Origin of the sequence: Luteibacter sp. E-22 (genome assembly GCF_049913125.1) — a bacterium.
Taxonomy (GTDB): domain Bacteria; phylum Pseudomonadota; class Gammaproteobacteria; order Xanthomonadales; family Rhodanobacteraceae; genus Luteibacter.
Map to the genome: position 1 here is coordinate 1153421 of NZ_CP183975.1, position 19849 is coordinate 1173269.

Consider the following 19849-nt stretch of genomic DNA (forward strand, 5'->3'; position numbering starts at 1 on the left):
GTATGAACAACGCCACGCTCGCCCTCAACGTTTCCCGTCCCGCCGCCCCGACCGTTCCGCCGACGGCTGGCCGCGATGCGGACGCTACACCTCCGTCGAAGCGCTTCGACGCCGCGCTGGACGCCGCGCACGCCGATGCGCGCGATTCGCACAAGCCGGCGAAGGAATCGGCGGCAAGTGACGATGCCGCGCCGGTGGCGAAGGCCGCCGCCGCGAAGGACGCCGTGCGTGACGCGGACGAGCCACCGGCGAGGAAGGACGACAAGCCGGCGGACGACGCGTCGATCGCCGCCACCATGCTGTCGCTGATCGGCGTGCCGCCGAAGGTGATCGACGTGGCCACGAAGGCACTCGACACGCTGAAGGATGGAGCGGCGGGCGCAGGCGAGGCGCTCGGTTCGGCCGCCGCGTTGGTGGGCGCCTTGCCGGGAACGGAAGCGGCGATGAATGAAGCGGCCGCGCTGAAGGATGGCGCCCAGGCTACGCTCGGTGCCGTCGGTTCCGCGGGTTCGTTCGGTAGCGGCGTGACCGCTGCCATCGCCTCGCCGTTCGCATCGCTCCTGGCCGCATCGGGTGATGCCCCGGCAGTGAAGGACGATGCCTCGCCCGGCGCCGATGCCGTCAGCCCCATGCCGCTCGCGCATGCGCAAGGGCTCGACCAGGGCGGCGCGCCCGTCGTGCAGGTGCAGGCGACGCAGCCGGCCACCTCGCCGCAATTCGCCCAGGAACTGGGCGAGCAGATCGCATGGATGGGCTCCGGCCAGGTCAAGGAGGCCCGGATCAAGCTTCACCCGGAAGAGCTCGGCAGCATGGATGTGCGTGTCAGCCTGGAGGGTGGCAAGGTCAACGTCGCGATCCTGGCGCAGCACCCGGCGGCGGTGCACGCTGTCCAGCAGACGCTGTCGCAGTTGGACAGCATGCTCGCCCATCACGGTCTTTCGCTGGGACAAGCCGATGTCGGCCAGCGCCAGGCCGAGCACGGTGGCGAGAATGGCGGGCAGGGCGCGACCGGTCGGGGCAACGACACCGAGGCGACCGGCGTCGCCGCGACGGTGGTGACGTCGCGCGTTTCCCGCGGGCTGGTCGACGAAGTCGCCTGACGCACCGTCGACGTAAAGTCGACGAGCGTCAAATTGTCGACCTGATCATGAAGGGCGCGGCCCGGTGAACCGCGCCACGGCGCCTTGCATCGGGTTGAAAACGGCTCGTCCGGATGGCACGCCGTTTGCAACACTCGCATCATCGGCGGTTCGTCCCAGGGCGCTACCGTCATAGCATTCCGTATCGAGAGGTTTTTCACGCATGGCCGCAGCACCGAAAGAAGCCGAAGGGACTCCCGGCAAAAAAAAGAAGAAGGGCAGCCTGCTCCTCATCGGCGCGCTCGTCGTCCTGGCCGCCGGTGGCGCCGGTGGCTGGTTGATGCTGAAAGGCGGTCATGGCAAGCCGGGTGAGGATGCCGCCGAAGCGGCCAGGTCGGAGCCGGCGGTCTATCTCCAGCTCGATCCCGCGTTCGTGGTCAACTTCCAGGACGAGGCGGCGCTGCGTTTTCTCCAGGTGGGCGTGAACGTGATGTCGCACGATCCGGAAGCGATCGCCGCCGCCAAGCAGGCCGATCCGGAGATCCGTAACGCGCTGTTGATGCTGTTCTCGGCCCAGGACATGAAGTCGCTGTCCGACGTGAAGGGCAAGCAGAAGCTGCAGGCCGCCGCCCTGGCCGAGATCCAGCGCGTGCTGAAGGAAAAGATCGGCCGTCCCGGCGTGGATGCGGTCTACTTCACCAGCTTCATCATGCAGTGACGGGAACTTCGCAGCCATGACGGACATCCTTACCCAGGACGAAATCGATGCCCTCCTGGCGGGCGTGGAAGGTGGCGCGGTCGAGACCGAGGTCGATCTTCCGCCGCCCGGCGGCATCCTCGATTACGATTTCACCCAGCAGGACCGCATCGTCCGCGGTCGCCTGCCGACGCTGGAAATGGTCAACGACCGTTTCGCCCGCTACTTCCGCGCCAACCTGTTCAACGTGCTGCGCAAGTCGTGCGAGGTGTCGGTCCTCGGCGTGAGGATGACCAAGTTCAACGAGTACGTGCATTCGCTGGCGGTACCGAGCAACCTCAACCTCATTCGCATCAAGCCCCTGCGTGGCACCGCCCTGATGGTGTTCGAGCCGCGCCTGGTCTTCACCGTCATCGACAACTTCTTCGGCGGTGACGGCCGCTACCACGCCCGCATCGAAGGTCGCGACTTCACGCCGACCGAGAACCGGGTGATCCAGATCGTGCTCCAGGAGGCATTCGGCGCCATGGCCGAGGCCTGGGCACCGGTATTGAAGATGCACTTCGAGTTCCTGAATTCGGAGATCAACCCGCAGTTCGCCAATATCGTGAGCCCCACCGAGACGGTGGTGGTATCGCGGTTTCATATCGAACTCGACGGCGGTGGCGGCGAAGTGCACCTGACCCTGCCGTATTCGATGGTCGAGCCGATTCGCGAGCTGCTCGACGCGGGCGTGCAGAGCGACCGCGCCGAACGCGACGACCGCTGGATTCAGAACCTGCACGAGGAACTCCTCGATGCGGAAGTGGAGGTCACCGCCATGCTCGCCGAGGCGCGCCTGACCATCGGCGACTTCCTGCATCTGCGCAAGGGCGACATCATCCCGATCAACCTGCCCGAGACGGCCACGGTGTTCGCCGAGGATGTACCCATCTTCCGTGGCCGCATGGCCAATTCCAGCGGCAACAAGGCGATCCAGTTCGAGTCGCTGCTCCGCCGTACGGCGCCGCGTTCGACCACGGTCCCTACCCAGCCGACCACTGAGCCGGCCTGACGTAATCATGCGAGCCGGCCACCGGGCCAGCCCGCCGCCCTTGTGGGAGCCGGCCACCGCGCCGGCTCGACGCCGTTGTGGGAGCCGCTTCAGCGGCGATCCGCCGGCAGGCGGCACGATGCCTCGTGCCGCCAATGGTCCGTCACGGTGACTAACTGCCGTCGAGCGTCAGCTTTCCGTCTGCCGCTACGGGTCACCCGCTCAAGGCGGCCCGAAGCTCACCACTAAGTGCCTGATCCGTCTAGGCAACATCGCCGTTCCAGAGGCGTCCACCCCGTGGCACGCGGCTTGCTTCATAGGGTTTCGAACCCCTCGGCAACGCAAACACTGGAACGACATGAACGCCACCCTCGACGAAATCGAAAACGCCAACGAAGCCACGCTGGCCTCCTCCATCGGCCTCGGCAACGAAGTGAACCTCGACGTCATCCTCGACGTACCGGTCACCATGGCCATGGAAGTGGGCCGGACCAAGATCAGCATTCGCAACCTCCTCCAGCTCAATCAGGGTTCCGTCGTGGAACTCGACCGCGCCGCCGGTGAACCGCTCGACGTGTTCGTCAACGGCACCCTCGTCGCCCATGGCGAAGTCGTCGTCATCAACGAGAAGTTCGGTATCCGGCTGACCGACGTGATCAGCCCGGCCGAGCGCGTCCGCAAGCTTCGGTGATTCCCATGCGCCGTACCGTCGCCGCCTTCGCCGGTGGCTTCCTTCCCTGCGCCCTGATGGCGGCTCCGGCCGCCGCCCCGGCGGTCGATTCGGGCGCGGAATGGCTTCGCGTGCTGGTCAGCCTGGTCGGCGTCGTGGCGCTCATCTTCTTCGTCGGCTGGTTCGGCCGCCGTGCCCAGGCGCGTGTGCGTCCCGGTGGCCGGAAGATCCGGGTCGTCGAGTCGATGCCGGTCGGCATCAAGGAAAAAGTGATGCTGCTGGAAGTGGGCGGCACGCAGCTCCTGGTCGGTGCCTCGCCGACGGGTGGCCTGCGTACGTTGCATGTGCTCGCCACGCCGGTACCGGACGATGCGCCACCTTCGGCGACGCCGGTGGCTCGCGGTTTCCGCGACGTGCTTGCACAGTGGAAGCGCTCATGAAGGCCGTGACCATCGCGGACAGGGTGCGCTCCCACCGGGCACGGTGGTCGTGGTTGGTGTTGCTCTTGTTGTCGTTCGCGCCCATGGTGGCGTTCGCCGCCGAGCCGCCGGGCATCCAGTTGCTGAACGTGCAGCCGGGCGCCAACGGTTCACAGACCTGGTCGCTGTCGATCCAGATGCTGGCGCTGATGACGGCCTTGACCGCCTTGCCGGCCATCTTGCTGATGATGACCTCGTTCACCCGCATCATCATCGTGCTGGGTTTCCTGCGCCAGGCACTGGGCACGAACAGCACGCCGCCCAACCAGGTGATCCTCGGCCTGTCGCTGTTCCTCACGCTGTTCGTGATGACGCCCGTCATCAACAAGGCCTACGACGCCGGGATCAAGCCGTACATGGACGGCCAGATGAGCGTGCAGGAAGCGCTGCCGCTCGCCGCCGCGCCGTTCCGCCATTTCATGCTCGAACAGACCCGCGACCCGGACCTGCAACTGTTCACCAAGCTGGCCGGTGAGCAGCCGTACGCGGACAGGGATGCCGTGCCTTACCGCGTGGCATTGCCGGCCTTCGTCACCAGCGAACTGAAGACCGCGTTCCAGATGGGCTTCCTGCTGTTCATCCCGTTCCTCATCATCGATCTCGTCGTCGCCTCGGTGCTGATGTCGATGGGCATGATGATGGTCTCGCCGATGATCATCTCGCTGCCATTCAAGATCATGCTGTTCGTGCTGGTCGACGGTTGGACACTGCTGCTGGGGACGCTTGCGGGGAGCTTCTTCCCATGACGCCGGAAACGGTCATCGGCTTCGGCCAGCAAGCCCTGCACATCGCGATGCTGATCGGCGCGCCGCTGTTGCTCACCGCGCTGGCGGTGGGCCTCCTTGTCGGCATGATCCAGGCGGCCACGCAGATCAACGAGCAGACATTGAGCTTCATCCCGAAGCTCATCTCCATGGCGCTGGTGATGATCATCGCCGGGCCCTGGATGTTGCGTACCCTCGTGCAGTTCACGCGCACGCTGATCGAAAACCTGCCCCAGGCGGTGCGTTGATGCCGATCGACCTCGGCCAGCTCGAAGCATGGGTCGGTGGAGCGTCGTGGGCGCTCGCCCGCGTCTCGGGCCTCCTGCTCGTGGCGCCCGTGCTGAGCGCGACGATGATCCCGGTGCGCATCCGTCTCGGCCTGGCGCTGCTGCTAACCATGGTCCTGGCCCCGTTGGCGCCGCTGGACATCCGGCCGATTTCCGCACAGGGCGTGGCCACGCTGGCGCAGCAGATCCTGGTGGGGGCTTCGTTGGGCTTCGTCCTCAAGCTGGTGTTCGAAGCGGTGTCGTTCGGTGGCCAGCTCGTGTCGCAGGCGATGAGCCTAGGTTTCGCCGAGACGGTGAACCCGGGCGTCGGCGGCACCACGCCGGTGCTCAGCCAGTTCTACACGATGCTCGTGACCTTGCTGTTCCTGGTGATGAACGGCCACCTGCAACTCGTTTCTCTGCTGGCCGACAGCTTTCGCACGCTGCCGGTGGGCGAGCAGGGCATCGGCGCGAACGGTATCTGGGGCGTGCTGACCTTCGCCAGCCACCTTTTCGGCGGCGCCGTGCGCGTGGCGCTGCCCGCGCTCACCGCGACGCTCGTGGTGAACCTCGGCTTCGGCGCGATCAGCCGTTCGGCACCCTCGATGAACCTCTTCGCGGTGGGCTTCCCCATCACGATCTGCCTCGGCCTCCTGGCCGTATGGCTTGCGCTGCGCGCCCTGCCGGGCGCGTTCGATTCGCTGCAAACGGCCGCATGGGACACCATACGCCAGCTCATGGGGAGGTGATAAGCCCATGAGCGAGACCGACAAGGAAGACCGCACCGAAGCGCCTAGTGAAAAGCGCCTTCGCGAAGCGCGCGAAAAGGGCGACCTGCCGCGTTCGCGCGATCTTTCCACCGCCGTGGTGGTGCTTGCGGGCGTGACCACCCTGATCGCCGCACGCGACCAGATGTCCATGCACGCGGCCAACATCATGCACGTGGGCCTGCGCTACAGCCGCGGCGACCTGTTCGCCGCCAATGGCGTGTATCGCGCACTGGCCACGGCCGCCCTGGAAGGGCTCAAGCTGCTCGGTCCCGTGTTCGCCGTGACCGCGGTCGCCGCGGTCGCCGCGCCGGCCCTGATGGGCGGATTGAATTTTTCCGCCCAGGCGCTCGCCCCGAAATTCGACCGGCTCGATCCGATCAAGGGATTCTCGCGCCTGGTCTCGGTGAACGGCTTGGTGGAGCTGGGCAAGTCGCTGCTCAAGCTCATGCTTATCGGCGGCGCGCTGGTCTGGTTCCTGCTCCGCTCGACGAGGGACATGTACACGGTGGGTACCGGCCCGGTCAGCGTCGGCATCGCGCAGGCCTTCTCCATCTTCGGCCAGGCCTCGCTCGTCTTCGCCTGCGCGCTCGGCGCCATCGCGCTGGTCGATGCGCCATGGCAGAAGTTCAGCTTCACCAAGAAGATGAAGATGAGCAAGCAGGAAGTGAAGGACGAGCACAAGGAAAGCGAGGGCAGCCCCGAGCTGAAGTCGAAAATCCGTCAGATGCAGCACCAGATGGCGCGCCGGCGAATGATGGAAGACGTCCCCACGGCGGACGTGATCGTGACCAACCCGACCCACTTCGCCGTGGCCCTGAAATACGACGAAAACCGCATGGGAGCGCCCCGCGTGGTGGCCAAGGGCGTGGACGTGATCGCCCAGCAGATCCGCGATGTCGCGGGTGGGGCGAAGGTTCCCGTGGTGGAAGCTCCTCCGTTGGCACGCGCCTTGTATCACACGACGGAAATCGGACGCGAGATCCCCGCGGCGCTGTACATCGCCGTGGCCCAGATCCTGGCTTACGTGTTCCGGCTGAAGCAGGCGATCGCCGTGGGCGATCTCCCGCCCGATCTACCCGAGCAGGACATCGATCCGGATTTGCTCGGCCCTTACCGCATGGATAACTGACGATGGCAGCTTCCTCCAACTTCATGGGCACGTTCCGGCAGATCGGCCGCCGCGGCATCGCCGCGCCGGTGGCGATGCTGATCATGCTCGGCATGATGATGCTGCCCTTGCCGCCGTTCATGCTGGACCTGCTCTTCACCTTCAACATCGCGTTGTCGCTGGTGATCCTGCTGGCCACGATGTACGTCATGCGCCCGCTGGAACTGGCGTCGTTTCCCACCGTGGTGCTGTTCGCCACCTTGCTCCGCCTGGCCCTGAACATCGCGTCCACACGCGTGGTGCTGCTGCATGGGCACAACGGGCCGGGCGCCGCCGGCAAGGTGATCGAGGCCTTTGGCGAGTTCGTCATCGGGGGCAACTTCGCGGTCGGCTTCGTCGTGTTCGCCATCCTCACCATCATCAACTTCGTGGTGGTGACCAAGGGCGCCACCCGCGTGTCCGAGGTGACCGCCCGCTTCACCCTCGACGCCATGCCCGGCAAGCAGATGGCGATCGACGCCGACCTCAACGCCGGCCTGTTGACGCAGGAGCAGGCCCGCGAGCGGCGCCAGGAAGTACGCGAGGAAGCGGACTTCTACGGTTCGATGGACGGTGCCTCGAAGTTCGTCCGTGGCGACGCCACCGCCGGCATGCTGATCCTTGCGATCAACATCATCGGTGGCTTCTTCATCGGCATGTTGCAGCACGGGCTTTCCGCCGCCGAAGCCGCGCGCACCTATACGCTGCTGACCATCGGCGACGGCCTGGTCGCCCAGGTGCCGGGACTGATGCTCTCGATCGCCACCGCGGTGATCGTCACCCGCGTGTCGAAGTCCCAGGAGATGGGCAAGCACGTGATGGGGCAGCTGTTCGGCCAGCCGAAGGCGCTCGGCGTCGCAGCGGCCGTGCTCGGCACGATGGGCCTGATCCCGGGCATGCCGAACATCCCGTTCCTCATCCTGGCGGCGCTCGCGGGCTTCGCCGCGTGGAAGTTGAGCCAGGCCAAGCAGGAGCGCACCGCCACCGCGGCTGGCACGGGCGCGCCCGGCACCGAACTGGCGCTGGAATCGGCGCCGCCGGCCGAGCGCCTGGAGCTCTCGTGGGAAGATGTGGCCCAGGTGGACACGATCGGCCTCGAAGTGGGCTACCGGCTGATCCCGCTCGTGGACAAGGCCCAGGGTGGCGAATTGATGGCGCGGATCAAGTCCGTGCGCCGCAAGCTCTCGCAGGAACTCGGCTTCCTGGTTCCCTCGGTACATATTCGCGACAACCTGGACCTGGCTCCGCACGGCTACCGCATTTCCCTGATGGGCGTGCCGATGGGCGAAGCCGAGATCCATACCGAGCGCATGCTGGCGATCGATCCGGGCCGCGTGCACGGCACGATCAACGGCATCGCCACGCGCGATCCCGCCTTCGGCCTGGATGCGGTCTGGATCGAGCCGGGCATGCGTGAACATGCACAGACACTTGGCTACACCGTGGTCGATCCGGCCACGGTGATCGCCACCCATCTTTCGCACATCCTGCAGAACCACGCCCACGAACTCATCGGCCACCAGGACGTGCAGCAGTTGCTCGACCGTCTGGCCCAGCAAACACCGAAGCTCGTGGAGGACCTGGTGCCCAAGCGTCTCTCGCTGGGCGTCGTGGTCAAGGTCCTGCAGAACCTGCTCGCCGAGCGCGTGCCCATCCGCAACTTCCGCGGCATCGTCGAATCGCTGGCGGAGCATGCGGGCCAGAGCCAGGACCCCGGTGTCCTCGCCGCGGCGGTACGCGTCACCCTCGGTCGCCAGATCGTGCAGGAGATCGCCGGCCTGGGTACGGAAGTGCCTGTCATTACTTTGGCGCCCGAACTGGAGCAGATCCTGCTGCAGTCCCTGCAAGGTGGCGGTCCCGCTGGCGCGGCGGTCGAGCCGGGTCTCGCGGATCGCCTCCAGCAGAGCGTCGCCGACGCGGCGCGCCGCCAGGAAGCGGCGGGTGAACCGGCCGTCCTGCTGGTGTCGCCGGCACTTCGCCCATGGCTTTCGCGCTTCACCCGGCATGTGGCCCAAAACCTGCATGTACTTGCGTACAACGAGGTTCCGGACAACCGACGCGTCAAGCTGGTGACGGCCCTCGGGCGATAGGAACGAGATACCGCGCGGGGACTCGCCGTGCGGGCCGAACGAACGAAGACAGGATCGAACGCATGAAAATCAAACGATTCGTTGCTCCGGATATGCGCCAGGCCATGCGCCAGGTCCGCGACGAACAGGGTCCGGACGCCGTGATCCTGTCCACGCGCCGGCTGGACGACGGTATCGAGATCATCGCCGCGCTCGATTACGACGAAGCGCTGGTGCGCGAGGCCGGTTTCGGTTTCGACGCCCCGGCCCGCGAGGAATCGCCGATCCGCGCCACGCGCGATGAAGCCGAGCGTGCCGCCCGCATCGACCAGGCACGGGCCGCCACCGCCGCCGCCGTGGAGCGCGCTGCGAAGTCGGGCACGCCACTGAACACGAACGCGCCGCAGCGCCAGTCGAGCGCCGCGCTCGCGGCCAGCGTCGCCGATGTGGTCCGCGCCGCTACCGTGGCGCCGGCCAACGATGCCGCCGTGAATGGCGTGCGCGCCGAGATCAACAATCTGCGCGAGATGCTCGAAGTGCAGCTCTCGACCTTGGCATGGAACCAGATGGACCGCGAGCAGCCGCTGCGTGCCCGCGTACTGCGCGAGATGACCCGCCTGGGCATCGACGGTGACGTGGCCCGCGCGCTGTGTGCGGAACTGCCTGCCGACATGAACGCCGAGCAGGCGCGTTACCTGCCGCTGGGCATGCTCTCGCGCAACATCCGCACCAGCGGACGGAATTTCGACACGGTCGGCGGCGGCACCACCGCCCTGGTCGGCACGACCGGCGTGGGCAAGACCACCACCATCGCCAAGCTCGCCGCCCGCGCGGTCCTGCGCCATGGTGCATCGAACGTCGCCTTGATCAGCGCCGACCAGTACCGCATCGGCGCCGGGGCGCAGCTGGAACATTACGGCCGCCTGCTCGGCGTGCGCGTGTTCAACGCCCATGACGCGACCAGCCTGCGCAACGTGCTGCTCCAGCTGCGCGGCAAGCATACCGTGCTGGTCGACACGGCCGGCCTCGCCGGCAACGACCCGAAGCTGCAGCAACAGTTCGAGACACTGCGCGCCACCTCGGACGTGCGCGTGTGCCTGGTGCTGGCCGCCAACGCGCAGGCGCAGGCCATCGACAACGCGATCCGCGCCTACGCGCCGCTGGCGCCGCAGAGCGCGATCCTCACCAAGCTCGACGAGGCACCGCTGATCGGCGGCGCGCTCTCGGCCCTTATCCGGCACCGGATGCCGCTGGACTACACCACGGATGGGCAGCGCGTGCCCGAGGACATCGCCTCGGCCGATGCGCGCAAGCTGGTCTGCCTCGCGGCCCAGTTGCTCAAGCAGCGTAACGACGAACCGGACGACGCCCTGCTTGCCGAGCGCTTCGGCATCGCCGCGCCGGCCCTGGCCTGATCGCGCATGCATCCCTTTCCCGGCAACCGCAACCGCAAACACTTACGGCAGTGACTTCCTTCATGAGCACACACGTCGATTCCACCCAGGCCGCCGGACTCAACTGGCTCGCCGATCGCCGCCCCACCCGAAGCATCGCCGTCGCCGGCGGCAAGGGTGGCGTGGGCAAGACCACGGTGGCGGTCAATCTCGGCATGGCGCTCGCGATGGGCGGCCGTGACGTCGTCCTCCTCGACGCCGACCTCGCCATGGCGAATATCGACGTCCTGCTCGGCCTCCAGCCCACCCGCCACCTCGGCCACATGCTGGAGGGCGAGTGCGGCATCGAGGACCTGATCCTCCATGCGGCCCACGGCCTCAAGGTGATCCCCGCCACCTCCGGCACGCGCCGGATGGCGCAGTTGCCGAACATCGAGCACGCGGCCGTGATCCGCGCCTTCGACGAATATCCATTGCCGCCCGAGTACCTGATCGTCGATACGGCCGCCGGCATCTCGGACAGCGTGTCGATGTTCGCCGCCGCCTCGGACGAGGTCGTGGTCGTGGTCTGCGACGAGCCGGCCTCGCTGACCGACGCCTACGCGCTGATCAAGGTCATGAGCCGTGAGTTCGGGGTAAACCGTTTTCGTATCGTCGCCAACATGGTCCGGCATGCCCAGGAGGGCCGCCAGCTGTTCGAGAAGCTGTCACGGGTGACAAACCGCTTCCTCGACGTGTCCCTGGATTTCATGGGCATGGTTCCGCACGACGAGTACCTGCGCCAGGCCATCCGCCGCCAGTCGGCGGTGGTCGATGCCTGGCCGAGCAGCCGGTCGGCCGTCGGATTCAAGAATCTGGCCAGGTCGGTCGATACATGGGGTGAACCCGAACCCCGGGCACAGGGACGCATCGGCTTTTTCGCCGAACGGTCCCATCTGGGGGGAGGGCTGCCACTGTGAGCGTCGCGACCGAATATCTCGAGATCACGCGTATCCCGGCGGATCAACTAGTCAAGAACCACGCGCCGCTGGTGCGCCGGATCGCCTATCACCTGATGGGCCGGCTCCCGCCAAGCGTGGATGCGAACGACCTCATGCAGGCCGGAATGATCGGACTGCTGGAGGCGGCAAGGAATTATTCGCCGACTCGCGCGGCCAGCTTCGAAACCTATGCGGGTATCCGCATTCGTGGCGCCATGCTGGATGAACTGCGCAAGACGGACTGGACCCCGCGCTCCGTCCACCGGAAGTTGCGTGAGGTCGCGGAGGTGACGAGGCAGATCGAAAACGAGACGGGTGGCGACGCCGAAGACGCGGAGGTGATGAAGCGGCTGGGTATCGACGCCATGGAGTACAACCAGATCCTGGCCGACGCGGCGAGCGCGCGGTTGCTGAGCCTTACGGCGCCGGAAGGCGACGAGGGCGCCGCGATCGACGTGGTCGACCCGGATGCCGCGGGCCCGGATGGATTGTTCGAGCAGCAAGGCCTGCGTGACGCGCTGGCGCAGTCCATCGATGGACTGCCCGAGCGGGAGAAGCTGGTCATGTCGCTGTACTACGATGAAGAGCTCAACCTGAAGGAAATCGGTGCGGTGCTGGGGGTGAGCGAATCGCGGGTGTGCCAGATCCATGGCCAGGCCCTCATTCGACTCCGTGCACGCATGTCGGGTTGGAAAGACAAGCATTGACGAACGCGCGGTAGCAAGGCGGAGACGAGTTTTGGACAAGAACATGAAGATCCTCGTGGTGGACGATTTTTCCACCATGCGACGCATCGTGAGGAACCTCCTGGTGGAGTTGGGATTCACCAACACACTCATCCAGGAGGCCGAGGACGGCAACGCGGCGCTCGCGCTCTTGCGCGCGCAGCCGTTCGACCTCGTCGTGACGGACTGGAACATGCCGAACATGACCGGCATCGACCTGCTCAGGGCGATCCGTGCCGATGCGGCGCTGAAGGCCATGCCGGTGTTGATGGTCACGGCGGAGAACAACCGCGACCAGATCATCGCGGCGGCGCAGAGTGGCGTGAACGGCTATGTCGTCAAGCCATTCACGGCGGTCACGCTGAAGGAAAAACTCGACAAGATCTTCGAACGACTCGCCGCGGCCGCGGGCTAAGGAACGACGATGAACACCATGCTTTCCAGCGGCCACGACGTGGCCCCCGAACTGCGCGCACTGCTCGACGCCGACGACAGCGTCTCCTTCGAACAGGCGCTCGACCAACTGTTGCGTACCCGTGAGCAACACCTGTTCATGGCGCTGGGCCACCTCGCACGCGACCTGCACGAGTCCGCCCGCCGCCTCGCCGCCGATATTTCGCACGACGGCGTGCCAGGCAACATGAGCGATGCGCGCAAGCACCTGCGCGACGTGCTCGAGATGAGTTCGCAGGCCGCGCACCGCACGCTCGATTTCAGCGAGAAGCTGCGCCCGCAGGCACAGGCCCTCGCCCGCCAGGCGGACGAGGTGCTGGTGCTCGACCACGCCGATCCGGCCTTCGCCACCCACGCCACCGCGCTGGCCGTGCGCGTGGGCGACTTCGCGCAGAGCTGCGATATCGGCTTCGGCGAGATGGTGGAGGCACAATCCTGGCAGGATCTCTCCGGCCAACGCGTGGCCCAGGTCGAAGCCTTCATGGCCAAGGTCGAATCCTCGCTGGTGGAACTGGTTCGCCTGACCGGTTCGCTGGCGGGCGGTGCCACGCCGGCCGCCGACAAGGTCAGCCAGGACGAAGTGGATCGCCTCCTCAGCGAATTCGGGTTCTGAGCGCCGTATGAGCGTGGAGCTGGACAATGAGCTGCTCAACGTCTTCCTGATCGAAGCGCGGGAGTTGCTCGAGAGCCTGGGCGAACAGCTCGTGGACCTCGAGGCGTCGCCGAACGACATGGAACTGTTGAACGCGGTCTTCCGCGCGTTCCACACCGTGAAGGGCGGTGCGGGCTTCCTCGGCCTCAATCCGATGGTCGAGCTTTGCCATCGGGGCGAGGACCTCCTCAACGAGGCCCGCAACGGCTCGATCGTGCTCGATGCCGGCTTCATGGACGCGTTGCTGGAGTCGCTCGATCTCCTCAACGACATGATGCGCGCCGCCGACGGCGGCTTGCCGATCGAGGCGGCGCCCCGTTCGCTGCTCGACCGCCTGCTGATTCCCGGTCGCGCGGTCTCCGCGCCACCCATGGCCTTGACCATGCCTGCCAGCGCGCCCGCCGCCGCTCCCGCGCAGGCGCGGCCGTACGACCCGATCGAAGACGAATTCGAGGCGATGCTCGACGCCGCGCGCAGCGATCGCGAGCCCGCTTCCGTGCCGTCGGGCACGATATCCGACGACGAATTCGAGGCCCTGCTCGATTCACTCTATGGCACGGGTGCCCCCGGTGCCGACGCGTCGGCCGATGCGTCGCCGTCCGTTCCCGACGTGGCCGCGCCGGTCGTCGCGAACCCCGCGCCGGTGGTGACCGCCTCGGCAGTCGCACCCGCCGACGGAAACGCGATCAGCGACGACGAATTCGAAGCGCTGCTCGACAGCCTTCATGGCACGGCCGCCCCTGGTGCCGCGAGTGGTCCCGTCGTGGCGGCGGGCTCGACGTCCTCCACGCCGATTGCGCCGTCGGGCGCCGCCCCCGCAGCGCAGGTTGCGGCAAAGCCTGCCCCGGTGGCCGCCGAGAAACGTGGTGCCTCCACCGCCGACACCACGGTCCGCGTCGATACCCATCGCCTCGATGGCCTGGTCGATGCCGCGGGCGAGCTGGTGCTCGTGCGCAACCGTCTCACCAGCCTCGCCCCGCGTGGCACGAACGATCCGATGGAACGTGCCATCGGCGAACTCGAGCGCGTGGCGGAAGACCTGCAGAACGCCGTGCTGCGCATGCGCATGCAGCCGGTAGGTAAATTGTTCTCGCGTTTTCCACGCATCGTCCGCGATCTCGCCCGCCAGCTCGGCAAGGAAATCGAGCTGGTCACCGAGGGCGAGGAAACCGATATCGACCGCACGGTGGTGGAGGCCCTGGCCGATCCGCTGGTGCACTTGCTGCGCAACGCCGTGGACCATGGCATCGAGATGCCCGATGTCCGCGCCGGCGAAGGCAAGTCCCGCGCGGGCACCGTGCGCCTGGCGGCCGGCCAGTACGGCGACCGCATCGTCATCACCGTCACCGACGACGGCAAGGGCATGAACCCCGAGGTCCTGCGCCGCAAGGCGGTGGAGAAGGGCCTGATGGACGAGGACCAGGCCGCACGCCTCGACGAGCGCGAATGCTACGAGATCGTGTTCCGCCCGGGTTTCTCCACCGCCAGCCAGGTCTCGGATATTTCCGGTCGCGGCGTCGGCATGGACGTGGTGAAAACCAAGATCGTCGAACTCGGCGGCACGCTATCGATCGATTCGAGCGTGGGCCATGGCAGCACCGTGCGCCTGTCGGTGCCATTGACGCTGGCGATCCTGCGCGTGTTGATGGTGCGGGTGGGCAATCGGCTGCTGTCACTGCCGCTGTCCAACGTGGCCGAGGTATTCGAACTCGTTCCCGGCCAGGTCCAGGAGCTCGACGGCCGTATCGTCGCGGCGCATCGCCATCGCGCGCTGCCGCTGGTCGATCTCGGCCGTTGGGCCGGCACGGCGGGGAAGGGCGGTCACGTGGTCGTGGTGCAAATCGGCCACCAGACGCTCGGTTGCCTCGTCGACGAAGTGCTGGGCCGTGAAGATGTCATGGCCAAGCCGCTCGGGCCTTTCCTGAAGGATGTTCCGGGCGTGGCAGGCGCCACGATCACCGGCGATGGGCGGATCTCGCTCGTGCTCGACCTCGCCGGCCTTGCCGACGACAGCGGGCAGGTGTTGCCTACACTGAGGATGGCGGTCTGACATGGATATCGTGAGCGTCGTCGGAACGATCCTGGCCTTCGTGGTCATCATCGTGGGCACCATCCTGAAGGGCTCGAGTCTCGATGCCCTGTGGAACCCGGCCGCGTTCGTCATCGTCTTCCTCGGCACGTTCGCCGCCCTGCTGGTGCAGACGCCCGGCGCCGTGCTGAAGCGTGCCTTGAGCATGTTGCCCTGGGTCTACCGTCCGCCGGACATCGAATCGGAAAACCTCGTCAGCCGCATCGTCGGCTGGAGCGAGATCTCCCGCCGCACCGGCTTGCTCGGCCTTGAACCCGCGATCGAACGCGAATCCGATCCCTTCATCCGCAAGGGGCTGCAACTGCTGGTGGACGGCACCGAGCCGGACGCCATGCGCTCGGTGCTCGAAGTGGAAGTGCTGGCTCGCGAGCACACCGACATCGAGGCCGCCAAGGTATTCGAGAACGCCGGCGCCTATTCGCCGACCATGGGCATCATCGGCGCGGTGATGGGCCTGATGTCCGTGATGCAGAACCTCGCCGAGCCGAGCAAGCTGGGCCATGGCATCGCCGCGGCCTTCGTCGCGACGATCTACGGCATCGGCCTGGCCAATCTGCTGGCACTGCCGATGGCATCGCGCCTGAAGGGCCTGGCTCGTCGCCGTTCGCAAATGCGCGAGATCCTGGTGGAGGGCCTCGTCTCGATCGCCCAGGGCGACAACCCGCGGCACATCGAGAGCAAGCTGCAGGGATTCCTGTCGTGAAGCGGCGGCATCACGAAGAACACATCAATCACGAACGCTGGGCGATACCGTACGGCGACCTGATCACCTTGCTGCTCGCGCTGTTCGTGGTGATGTACGCCGTCTCCGCCGTGAACGAGACCAAGTTCCGGGTGATGGCGCAGTCGATCAACGAAGCGTTCAACGGTACCGGCAAGGTCATCGAACCGATCCGCGAAGCCACGCCCGCCGCCCAGGTGCCGTTGCCGAACCAGTCGCGCGCGCCCGCGGCCGCGCCGATCGCCAAGATCGACGTACCTATCCCGCCACGCAACCTGCCACTTCCCGGCCACGAGGGTGCGGCACCGGATCGCCAGGAAGCGGCGAGCGTCAACACGGCCACGGCGGCCAACACGGCCATCGGCAAAACCGAGGCCGCAAGCCTCAGCCAGATCGCCGACGAAGTGCAGCGTGCCATGAAACCGCTGATCGACAAGAACATGGTCAGCGTGCGCAAGACCCCGGACTGGCTCGAAATCGAAGTCCGCACGGACATCCTGTTCCCCGTCGGCGTGGCGAAGTTGCAGGCGCCCGCGGAGGATGTGCTGCGCAAGCTCGCCGGCATCCTTTCGCCCTTCCCGAACGCCATGCGCGTGGAAGGCTATACGGACAACACCCCGATCGCGACGGCCACGTTTCCCTCCAATTGGGAGCTGTCGGCCGCCCGCGCGGCCACCGTGGCGCGCCTGCTCACCACGACCGGCGTCGACCCGCATCGGGTCGGCATCATCGGTTGGGGCGAATTTCGTCCCACGGCCGACAACGCCACGGACGAAGGGCGCAATCGGAATCGCCGCGTACTCATCGTGGTCATGAGCGACAAGGCCGCGCCGGCACGCTTCTATAGCGACGCCGACCGTGTCGATCTCTCCGCCGCGGGAGCCCCATGATGCGCGTCTGGGCCATATCCAACCAGAAAGGCGGCGTGGGTAAGACGACCACCACCGTCGCCTTGGGCAGCCTGATGGCGGAATCCGGCAAGCGCACGCTGCTGGTCGACATGGACCCGCATGCATCTTTGTCGGGATACATCGGCGTCGAGAGCGGAGCACACGGCAGCGTGTACGACCTCTTCGGCATCGGTGGCAATCCACTTCCCGTACGCACGCTGGTGCATGCGACACAGTGGGATCGCCTCAGCGTATTGCCCGCGTCGGCCGCGATGATCACCCTCGACCGGCAGATCGGCACGCGTCCCGGCATGGGTCTTGTCCTCACTCACGCACTGGCCGAACTCGCCCCGGATTTCGATCACGTACTGCTCGATTGCCCGCCGACGCTCGGCGTGTTGATGGTCAACGCGTTGGCGGCCAGCGATCGCCTGCTCGTGCCGACGCAGACCGAGGCATTGGCGCTCGCCGGCCTGGAGCGCATGCTACGCAGCCTGTCGATGATCGAGCGCTCGCGTGGGAAGCCCATGTTGCGCACGATCGTGCCGACACTGTACGACGCACGCACGCATGCCTCACGCGCTTGTCTTGCACAATTGCGCGAGCAGTACGGCGACGCCGTGAGCGAGGCCGTGATTCCGACAGACACGCAGATTCGCGAGGCCAGCGCGGCAGGCGTCCCGCTGGCGTCGTGGCCGGCGGCGCGGCGTGGCGGGCTGGCCTACCGCCGGTTGCTCGACGAGTTGCTGGCGCTGCCCGTGTCGTCGATGACGGGAGCCGCCGCATGATGCGCGCCATACAGGAAGCGGAGCAGATCGTCGCCGATTATCTGGCGGACTTGCTGACACCGGCGCCCACCAGCGCGGTGGCACCGGCGGGCGCGGTGCAGGTCGTGGCGTTCGAGCCCTGGCGCGCCATGCCCGCCTCCGAAGTAACACGTGCGCACGATCTTCGCTACCTGCTGTGCGTGGCCGCCGGCGTACGGCTGGCCGTGCCCATGGCGGATGTCACCCATTTGCTGCCGATGCCGCCGCTGACCTCGCCGAATACGAGCAATCCGATCTGCCTGGGCCGCTGGCGCCATCCTAGCGGCGAGGCGCGCGTGGCCGATCTTGCCGCGATCCTCTCGCCCGACATGGCCGGCGCGACGACCACCACCCTGGTCATCCTGCGTGACCGTACCTGGGCGCTCGCTTGCGTGGTCGACGAGGAACCGGTCGAGCTCCAGGCGGAGGCGATCCAATGGCGCACGGGCGCCGCGACACGTCCGTGGCTGGCTGGCATGTCGTTTGAACCCAAATGTGGCGTGGTAGGCACCACGGCGCTGATCGAATGGCTGGAAAAGGAACTGGGCACATGACCGATACCCCACGCGACGGGCGAGGCGCCTGGCTCGGCTTTTCATTGAAGGGACAGCGCTACGCGCTGTCGCTCACCAGCGTGCGCGAAGTGATCCGCCCCGGCGACATCACGCCCGTGCCCGGCGCTCCGGACGATGTCCTGGGTATCGTCAACCTTCGCGGGCAGATCGTTCCCGTACTGGATGGCCGTCGCCGCTTCGGCCTCGATGGCGTCGCCAGCGCCGACGAGGAAGACGCACAGCGTGTCATCGTCTTCGACGACGGCGGCACGGTGGTCGGCATGCGCATCGACGTCATCGGCGACATGCTCACTTTCAATCCCGACGAGGTCGACCCTCCGCCCCCCGGCCGTGCCGAACGCCGCGACGATCCCGTCAGCGGCGTGATAACCCGTGATGACGGATTCATCGCCCTGGTCGACGTGCAGAAGCTCTGCCGCGCCTGAAGCCCGGATGTCGGACGGGCAACCGGGAGAAAGCCCGAGGACATGTGGGAGCCGCTTCAGCGGCGATCCCGCACCAGCGGGCACGCTTGCCGCGACCACTCATCGCCGCTACCGTGTAGCGCGAATCCACGGAGTCCCGCCTGCATGAACGCCGCCATCGGATACGTGCTGATTGCCTTGGCCATCCTCAACCTGGCCGGCCTGCTGTTCCTGTTTCGCCGTTTCGGCGTGGCACCGAAGGCGCCGAGGCAGCAGGTTCCCGCCCCCGTCGCCGAGACTACGCAACCTTCACCGGCCGCATCGTCCGAGCCGGCCATCCCCAGCGAAGCGCTTGCCAGCATGCTCCGCCGCCTCGAAAACCGACTTGGCGACATCGAGGACCAGGTCCGCCGCGGCCCGACGGTGACGATGCCGAACGAGCCGGGCGGTAACACGGATCGTGCGCTTGCCCTGGCCCAGCGACTCGCCCGCCAAGGGGCATCGGCCAAGGACATCGCGGAGACCTGTGGTATTTCGCTTACCGAGGCGGAGTTGCTCCATCGATTGCACGCATCGCGCTGATACGTTTCCGTTTCGTATCAAGGGACGTTATGGTCGCTACGACTTGATATCGTACTTGAAATAATATAGCCGCCGACACCGAAGATAATGCCAGCCATCAAAGCTCCGGCTGTCATATAAACAAACTGAGGCGGTGAAATGTGTTCGCTACTCGCAAGCCTGAAAAAATAGTCGGTTAGGAAGATTCCTGGGGTGTACCAAAGTATCCCGTTCCTGATCGTGTACTTCACGATACCTTGCCGAAATGACAAATATCTAAACAATCGGTTTCGTATTCGCATTCCCTTCACCTATTCGCATTGCGCAGATCCATAGCACACTGAAAGAATTGACTTCCCCCCGCCGACGATCAATCCGAAACTAACGGTGCCAATCCCTATTGGTATGCCAGCGGCAAAACCAGTAATTCCGAGAATTCCACCTGCGACCGCAGAGCCCACCATTCGTGTGACCGAGCATGTATCAGGGACCTTGAGGAGGCCGCCAGATACTTGTCCGGTTTCCCACTGCAATATGCCCTTGGTGAGTAAGTCGCTTAATTCGCGCGTACGTATACCGTGTGCAAATGTAATAGGCGGAGATGGGAGGTGGTATAGGTCTTGAT

The 19849-nt window shown here is 66.1% G+C and carries 22 protein-coding genes; all 22 read left to right on the forward strand.

Going from position 1 to position 19849, the window contains the following annotated elements; genetic code table 11:
• Nucleotides 1-2: 2 nt before the first annotated feature.
• The 22 genes from ACN9M2_RS05065 (at nt 3) to ACN9M2_RS05170 (ending at nt 19245) form a co-directional block, all read left to right on the forward strand.
• A complete protein-coding gene (locus ACN9M2_RS05065; protein WP_426287061.1) occupies nt 3-1100 on the forward strand; it encodes a flagellar hook-length control protein FliK in 1098 nt (365 codons plus the stop codon).
• Nucleotides 1101-1302: 202 nt separating this feature from the next.
• Nucleotides 1303-1797, forward strand: a complete 495-nt coding sequence (locus tag ACN9M2_RS05070) for a flagellar basal body-associated FliL family protein (protein WP_426287062.1) — start codon at nt 1303-1305, stop codon at nt 1795-1797.
• Between the two features lie 16 nt (nt 1798-1813).
• Nucleotides 1814-2830, forward strand: coding sequence for a flagellar motor switch protein FliM (gene fliM, locus ACN9M2_RS05075; RefSeq protein WP_426287063.1), 1017 nt, complete (start codon nt 1814-1816; stop codon nt 2828-2830).
• A 337-nt stretch (nt 2831-3167) separates the two neighbouring features.
• Complete coding sequence (fliN, locus tag ACN9M2_RS05080; protein WP_426287064.1) at nt 3168-3500, forward strand: flagellar motor switch protein FliN; 333 nt, start codon at nt 3168-3170, stop codon at nt 3498-3500.
• 5 nt (nt 3501-3505) lie between these two features.
• Nucleotides 3506-3919 carry a flagellar biosynthetic protein FliO gene (gene fliO / locus ACN9M2_RS05085; protein WP_426287065.1) on the forward strand — a complete coding sequence of 138 codons (414 nt, stop codon included), beginning with the start codon at nt 3506-3508 and terminating at the stop codon, nt 3917-3919.
• Nucleotides 3916-4704 carry a flagellar type III secretion system pore protein FliP gene (gene fliP / locus ACN9M2_RS05090; protein ID WP_426287066.1) on the forward strand — a complete coding sequence of 263 codons (789 nt, stop codon included), beginning with the start codon at nt 3916-3918 and terminating at the stop codon, nt 4702-4704. Before fliO ends, fliP begins: the two co-directional genes overlap by 4 nt.
• Nucleotides 4701-4970, forward strand: a complete 270-nt coding sequence (fliQ, locus tag ACN9M2_RS05095; RefSeq protein WP_426287067.1) for a flagellar biosynthesis protein FliQ — start codon at nt 4701-4703, stop codon at nt 4968-4970. Before fliP ends, fliQ begins: the two co-directional genes overlap by 4 nt.
• Nucleotides 4970-5737 (forward strand): flagellar biosynthetic protein FliR, encoded by a 768-nt coding sequence (gene fliR / locus ACN9M2_RS05100; protein WP_426287068.1) that lies wholly within the window; start codon nt 4970-4972, stop codon nt 5735-5737. The genes fliQ and fliR overlap by 1 nt, the downstream gene beginning before the upstream one ends.
• Before the next feature lie 7 nt (nt 5738-5744).
• Entirely contained in the window at nt 5745-6887 is a 1143-nt protein-coding gene (flhB, locus tag ACN9M2_RS05105; protein WP_426287069.1) for a flagellar biosynthesis protein FlhB, read from the forward strand.
• A 2-nt stretch (nt 6888-6889) separates the two neighbouring features.
• Nucleotides 6890-8995: a flagellar biosynthesis protein FlhA gene (gene flhA, locus ACN9M2_RS05110; RefSeq protein ID WP_426287070.1), complete on the forward strand. Its 2106-nt coding sequence runs from the start codon at nt 6890-6892 to the stop codon at nt 8993-8995.
• Nucleotides 8996-9057: 62 nt separating this feature from the next.
• Nucleotides 9058-10389 carry a flagellar biosynthesis protein FlhF gene (gene flhF, locus ACN9M2_RS05115; RefSeq protein ID WP_426287071.1) on the forward strand — a complete coding sequence of 444 codons (1332 nt, stop codon included), beginning with the start codon at nt 9058-9060 and terminating at the stop codon, nt 10387-10389.
• A gap of 62 nt (nt 10390-10451) precedes the next feature.
• The gene (locus ACN9M2_RS05120) at nt 10452-11327 is read left to right on the forward strand and encodes a MinD/ParA family ATP-binding protein (protein ID WP_426287072.1); all 876 of its coding nucleotides are present in this window, start codon (nt 10452-10454) and stop codon (nt 11325-11327) included.
• Nucleotides 11324-12055 (forward strand): RNA polymerase sigma factor FliA, encoded by a 732-nt coding sequence (locus tag ACN9M2_RS05125; RefSeq protein WP_371022139.1) that lies wholly within the window; start codon nt 11324-11326, stop codon nt 12053-12055. Before ACN9M2_RS05120 ends, ACN9M2_RS05125 begins: the two co-directional genes overlap by 4 nt.
• Nucleotides 12056-12086: 31 nt before the next feature.
• A complete protein-coding gene (cheY, locus tag ACN9M2_RS05130; RefSeq protein WP_306851668.1) occupies nt 12087-12488 on the forward strand; it encodes a chemotaxis response regulator CheY in 402 nt (133 codons plus the stop codon).
• Between the two features lie 9 nt (nt 12489-12497).
• The gene (locus tag ACN9M2_RS05135; protein ID WP_426287073.1) at nt 12498-13139 is read left to right on the forward strand and encodes a protein phosphatase CheZ; all 642 of its coding nucleotides are present in this window, start codon (nt 12498-12500) and stop codon (nt 13137-13139) included.
• Between the two features lie 7 nt (nt 13140-13146).
• Entirely contained in the window at nt 13147-15228 is a 2082-nt protein-coding gene (locus tag ACN9M2_RS05140; RefSeq protein WP_426287074.1) for a chemotaxis protein CheW, read from the forward strand.
• Between the two features lies 1 nt (nt 15229).
• The gene (locus tag ACN9M2_RS05145) at nt 15230-15970 is read left to right on the forward strand and encodes a flagellar motor protein (RefSeq protein WP_306851662.1); all 741 of its coding nucleotides are present in this window, start codon (nt 15230-15232) and stop codon (nt 15968-15970) included.
• A complete protein-coding gene (motD, locus tag ACN9M2_RS05150) occupies nt 15967-16878 on the forward strand; it encodes a flagellar motor protein MotD (protein ID WP_426287075.1) in 912 nt (303 codons plus the stop codon). Before ACN9M2_RS05145 ends, motD begins: the two co-directional genes overlap by 4 nt.
• Nucleotides 16875-17666, forward strand: a complete 792-nt coding sequence (locus ACN9M2_RS05155; protein WP_426287076.1) for a ParA family protein — start codon at nt 16875-16877, stop codon at nt 17664-17666. Before motD ends, ACN9M2_RS05155 begins: the two co-directional genes overlap by 4 nt.
• Nucleotides 17663-18238, forward strand: a complete 576-nt coding sequence (locus tag ACN9M2_RS05160) for a chemotaxis protein CheW (protein WP_426287077.1) — start codon at nt 17663-17665, stop codon at nt 18236-18238. The genes ACN9M2_RS05155 and ACN9M2_RS05160 overlap by 4 nt, the downstream gene beginning before the upstream one ends.
• On the forward strand, nt 18235-18684 hold the full coding sequence (locus ACN9M2_RS05165; protein WP_371022132.1) for a chemotaxis protein CheW: 450 nt from the start codon (nt 18235-18237) through the stop codon (nt 18682-18684). Before ACN9M2_RS05160 ends, ACN9M2_RS05165 begins: the two co-directional genes overlap by 4 nt.
• A gap of 144 nt (nt 18685-18828) precedes the next feature.
• Nucleotides 18829-19245 carry a DUF2802 domain-containing protein gene (locus tag ACN9M2_RS05170; protein ID WP_426287078.1) on the forward strand — a complete coding sequence of 139 codons (417 nt, stop codon included), beginning with the start codon at nt 18829-18831 and terminating at the stop codon, nt 19243-19245.
• Nucleotides 19246-19849: the final 604 nt, after the last annotated feature.

What these genes read in the sequence shown, in the direction of transcription:
- ACN9M2_RS05065 (WP_426287061.1), top strand. Translation starts at nt 3, where the DNA reads ATGAACAACGCCACGCTCGCCCTCAACGTTTCCCGTCCCGCCGCCCCG.
- ACN9M2_RS05070 (WP_426287062.1), top strand. Translation starts at nt 1,303, where the DNA reads ATGGCCGCAGCACCGAAAGAAGCCGAAGGGACTCCCGGCAAAAAAAAG.
- fliM (WP_426287063.1), top strand. Translation starts at nt 1,814, where the DNA reads ATGACGGACATCCTTACCCAGGACGAAATCGATGCCCTCCTGGCGGGC.
- fliN (WP_426287064.1), top strand. Translation starts at nt 3,168, where the DNA reads ATGAACGCCACCCTCGACGAAATCGAAAACGCCAACGAAGCCACGCTG.
- fliO (WP_426287065.1), top strand. Translation starts at nt 3,506, where the DNA reads ATGCGCCGTACCGTCGCCGCCTTCGCCGGTGGCTTCCTTCCCTGCGCC.
- fliP (WP_426287066.1), top strand. Translation starts at nt 3,916, where the DNA reads ATGAAGGCCGTGACCATCGCGGACAGGGTGCGCTCCCACCGGGCACGG.
- fliQ (WP_426287067.1), top strand. Translation starts at nt 4,701, where the DNA reads ATGACGCCGGAAACGGTCATCGGCTTCGGCCAGCAAGCCCTGCACATC.
- fliR (WP_426287068.1), top strand. Translation starts at nt 4,970, where the DNA reads ATGCCGATCGACCTCGGCCAGCTCGAAGCATGGGTCGGTGGAGCGTCG.
- flhB (WP_426287069.1), top strand. Translation starts at nt 5,745, where the DNA reads ATGAGCGAGACCGACAAGGAAGACCGCACCGAAGCGCCTAGTGAAAAG.
- flhA (WP_426287070.1), top strand. Translation starts at nt 6,890, where the DNA reads ATGGCAGCTTCCTCCAACTTCATGGGCACGTTCCGGCAGATCGGCCGC.
- flhF (WP_426287071.1), top strand. Translation starts at nt 9,058, where the DNA reads ATGAAAATCAAACGATTCGTTGCTCCGGATATGCGCCAGGCCATGCGC.
- ACN9M2_RS05120 (WP_426287072.1), top strand. Translation starts at nt 10,452, where the DNA reads ATGAGCACACACGTCGATTCCACCCAGGCCGCCGGACTCAACTGGCTC.
- ACN9M2_RS05135 (WP_426287073.1), top strand. Translation starts at nt 12,498, where the DNA reads ATGAACACCATGCTTTCCAGCGGCCACGACGTGGCCCCCGAACTGCGC.
- ACN9M2_RS05140 (WP_426287074.1), top strand. Translation starts at nt 13,147, where the DNA reads ATGAGCGTGGAGCTGGACAATGAGCTGCTCAACGTCTTCCTGATCGAA.
- ACN9M2_RS05145 (WP_306851662.1), top strand. Translation starts at nt 15,230, where the DNA reads ATGGATATCGTGAGCGTCGTCGGAACGATCCTGGCCTTCGTGGTCATC.
- ACN9M2_RS05155 (WP_426287076.1), top strand. Translation starts at nt 16,875, where the DNA reads ATGATGCGCGTCTGGGCCATATCCAACCAGAAAGGCGGCGTGGGTAAG.
- ACN9M2_RS05160 (WP_426287077.1), top strand. Translation starts at nt 17,663, where the DNA reads ATGATGCGCGCCATACAGGAAGCGGAGCAGATCGTCGCCGATTATCTG.
- ACN9M2_RS05165 (WP_371022132.1), top strand. Translation starts at nt 18,235, where the DNA reads ATGACCGATACCCCACGCGACGGGCGAGGCGCCTGGCTCGGCTTTTCA.
- ACN9M2_RS05170 (WP_426287078.1), top strand. Translation starts at nt 18,829, where the DNA reads ATGAACGCCGCCATCGGATACGTGCTGATTGCCTTGGCCATCCTCAAC.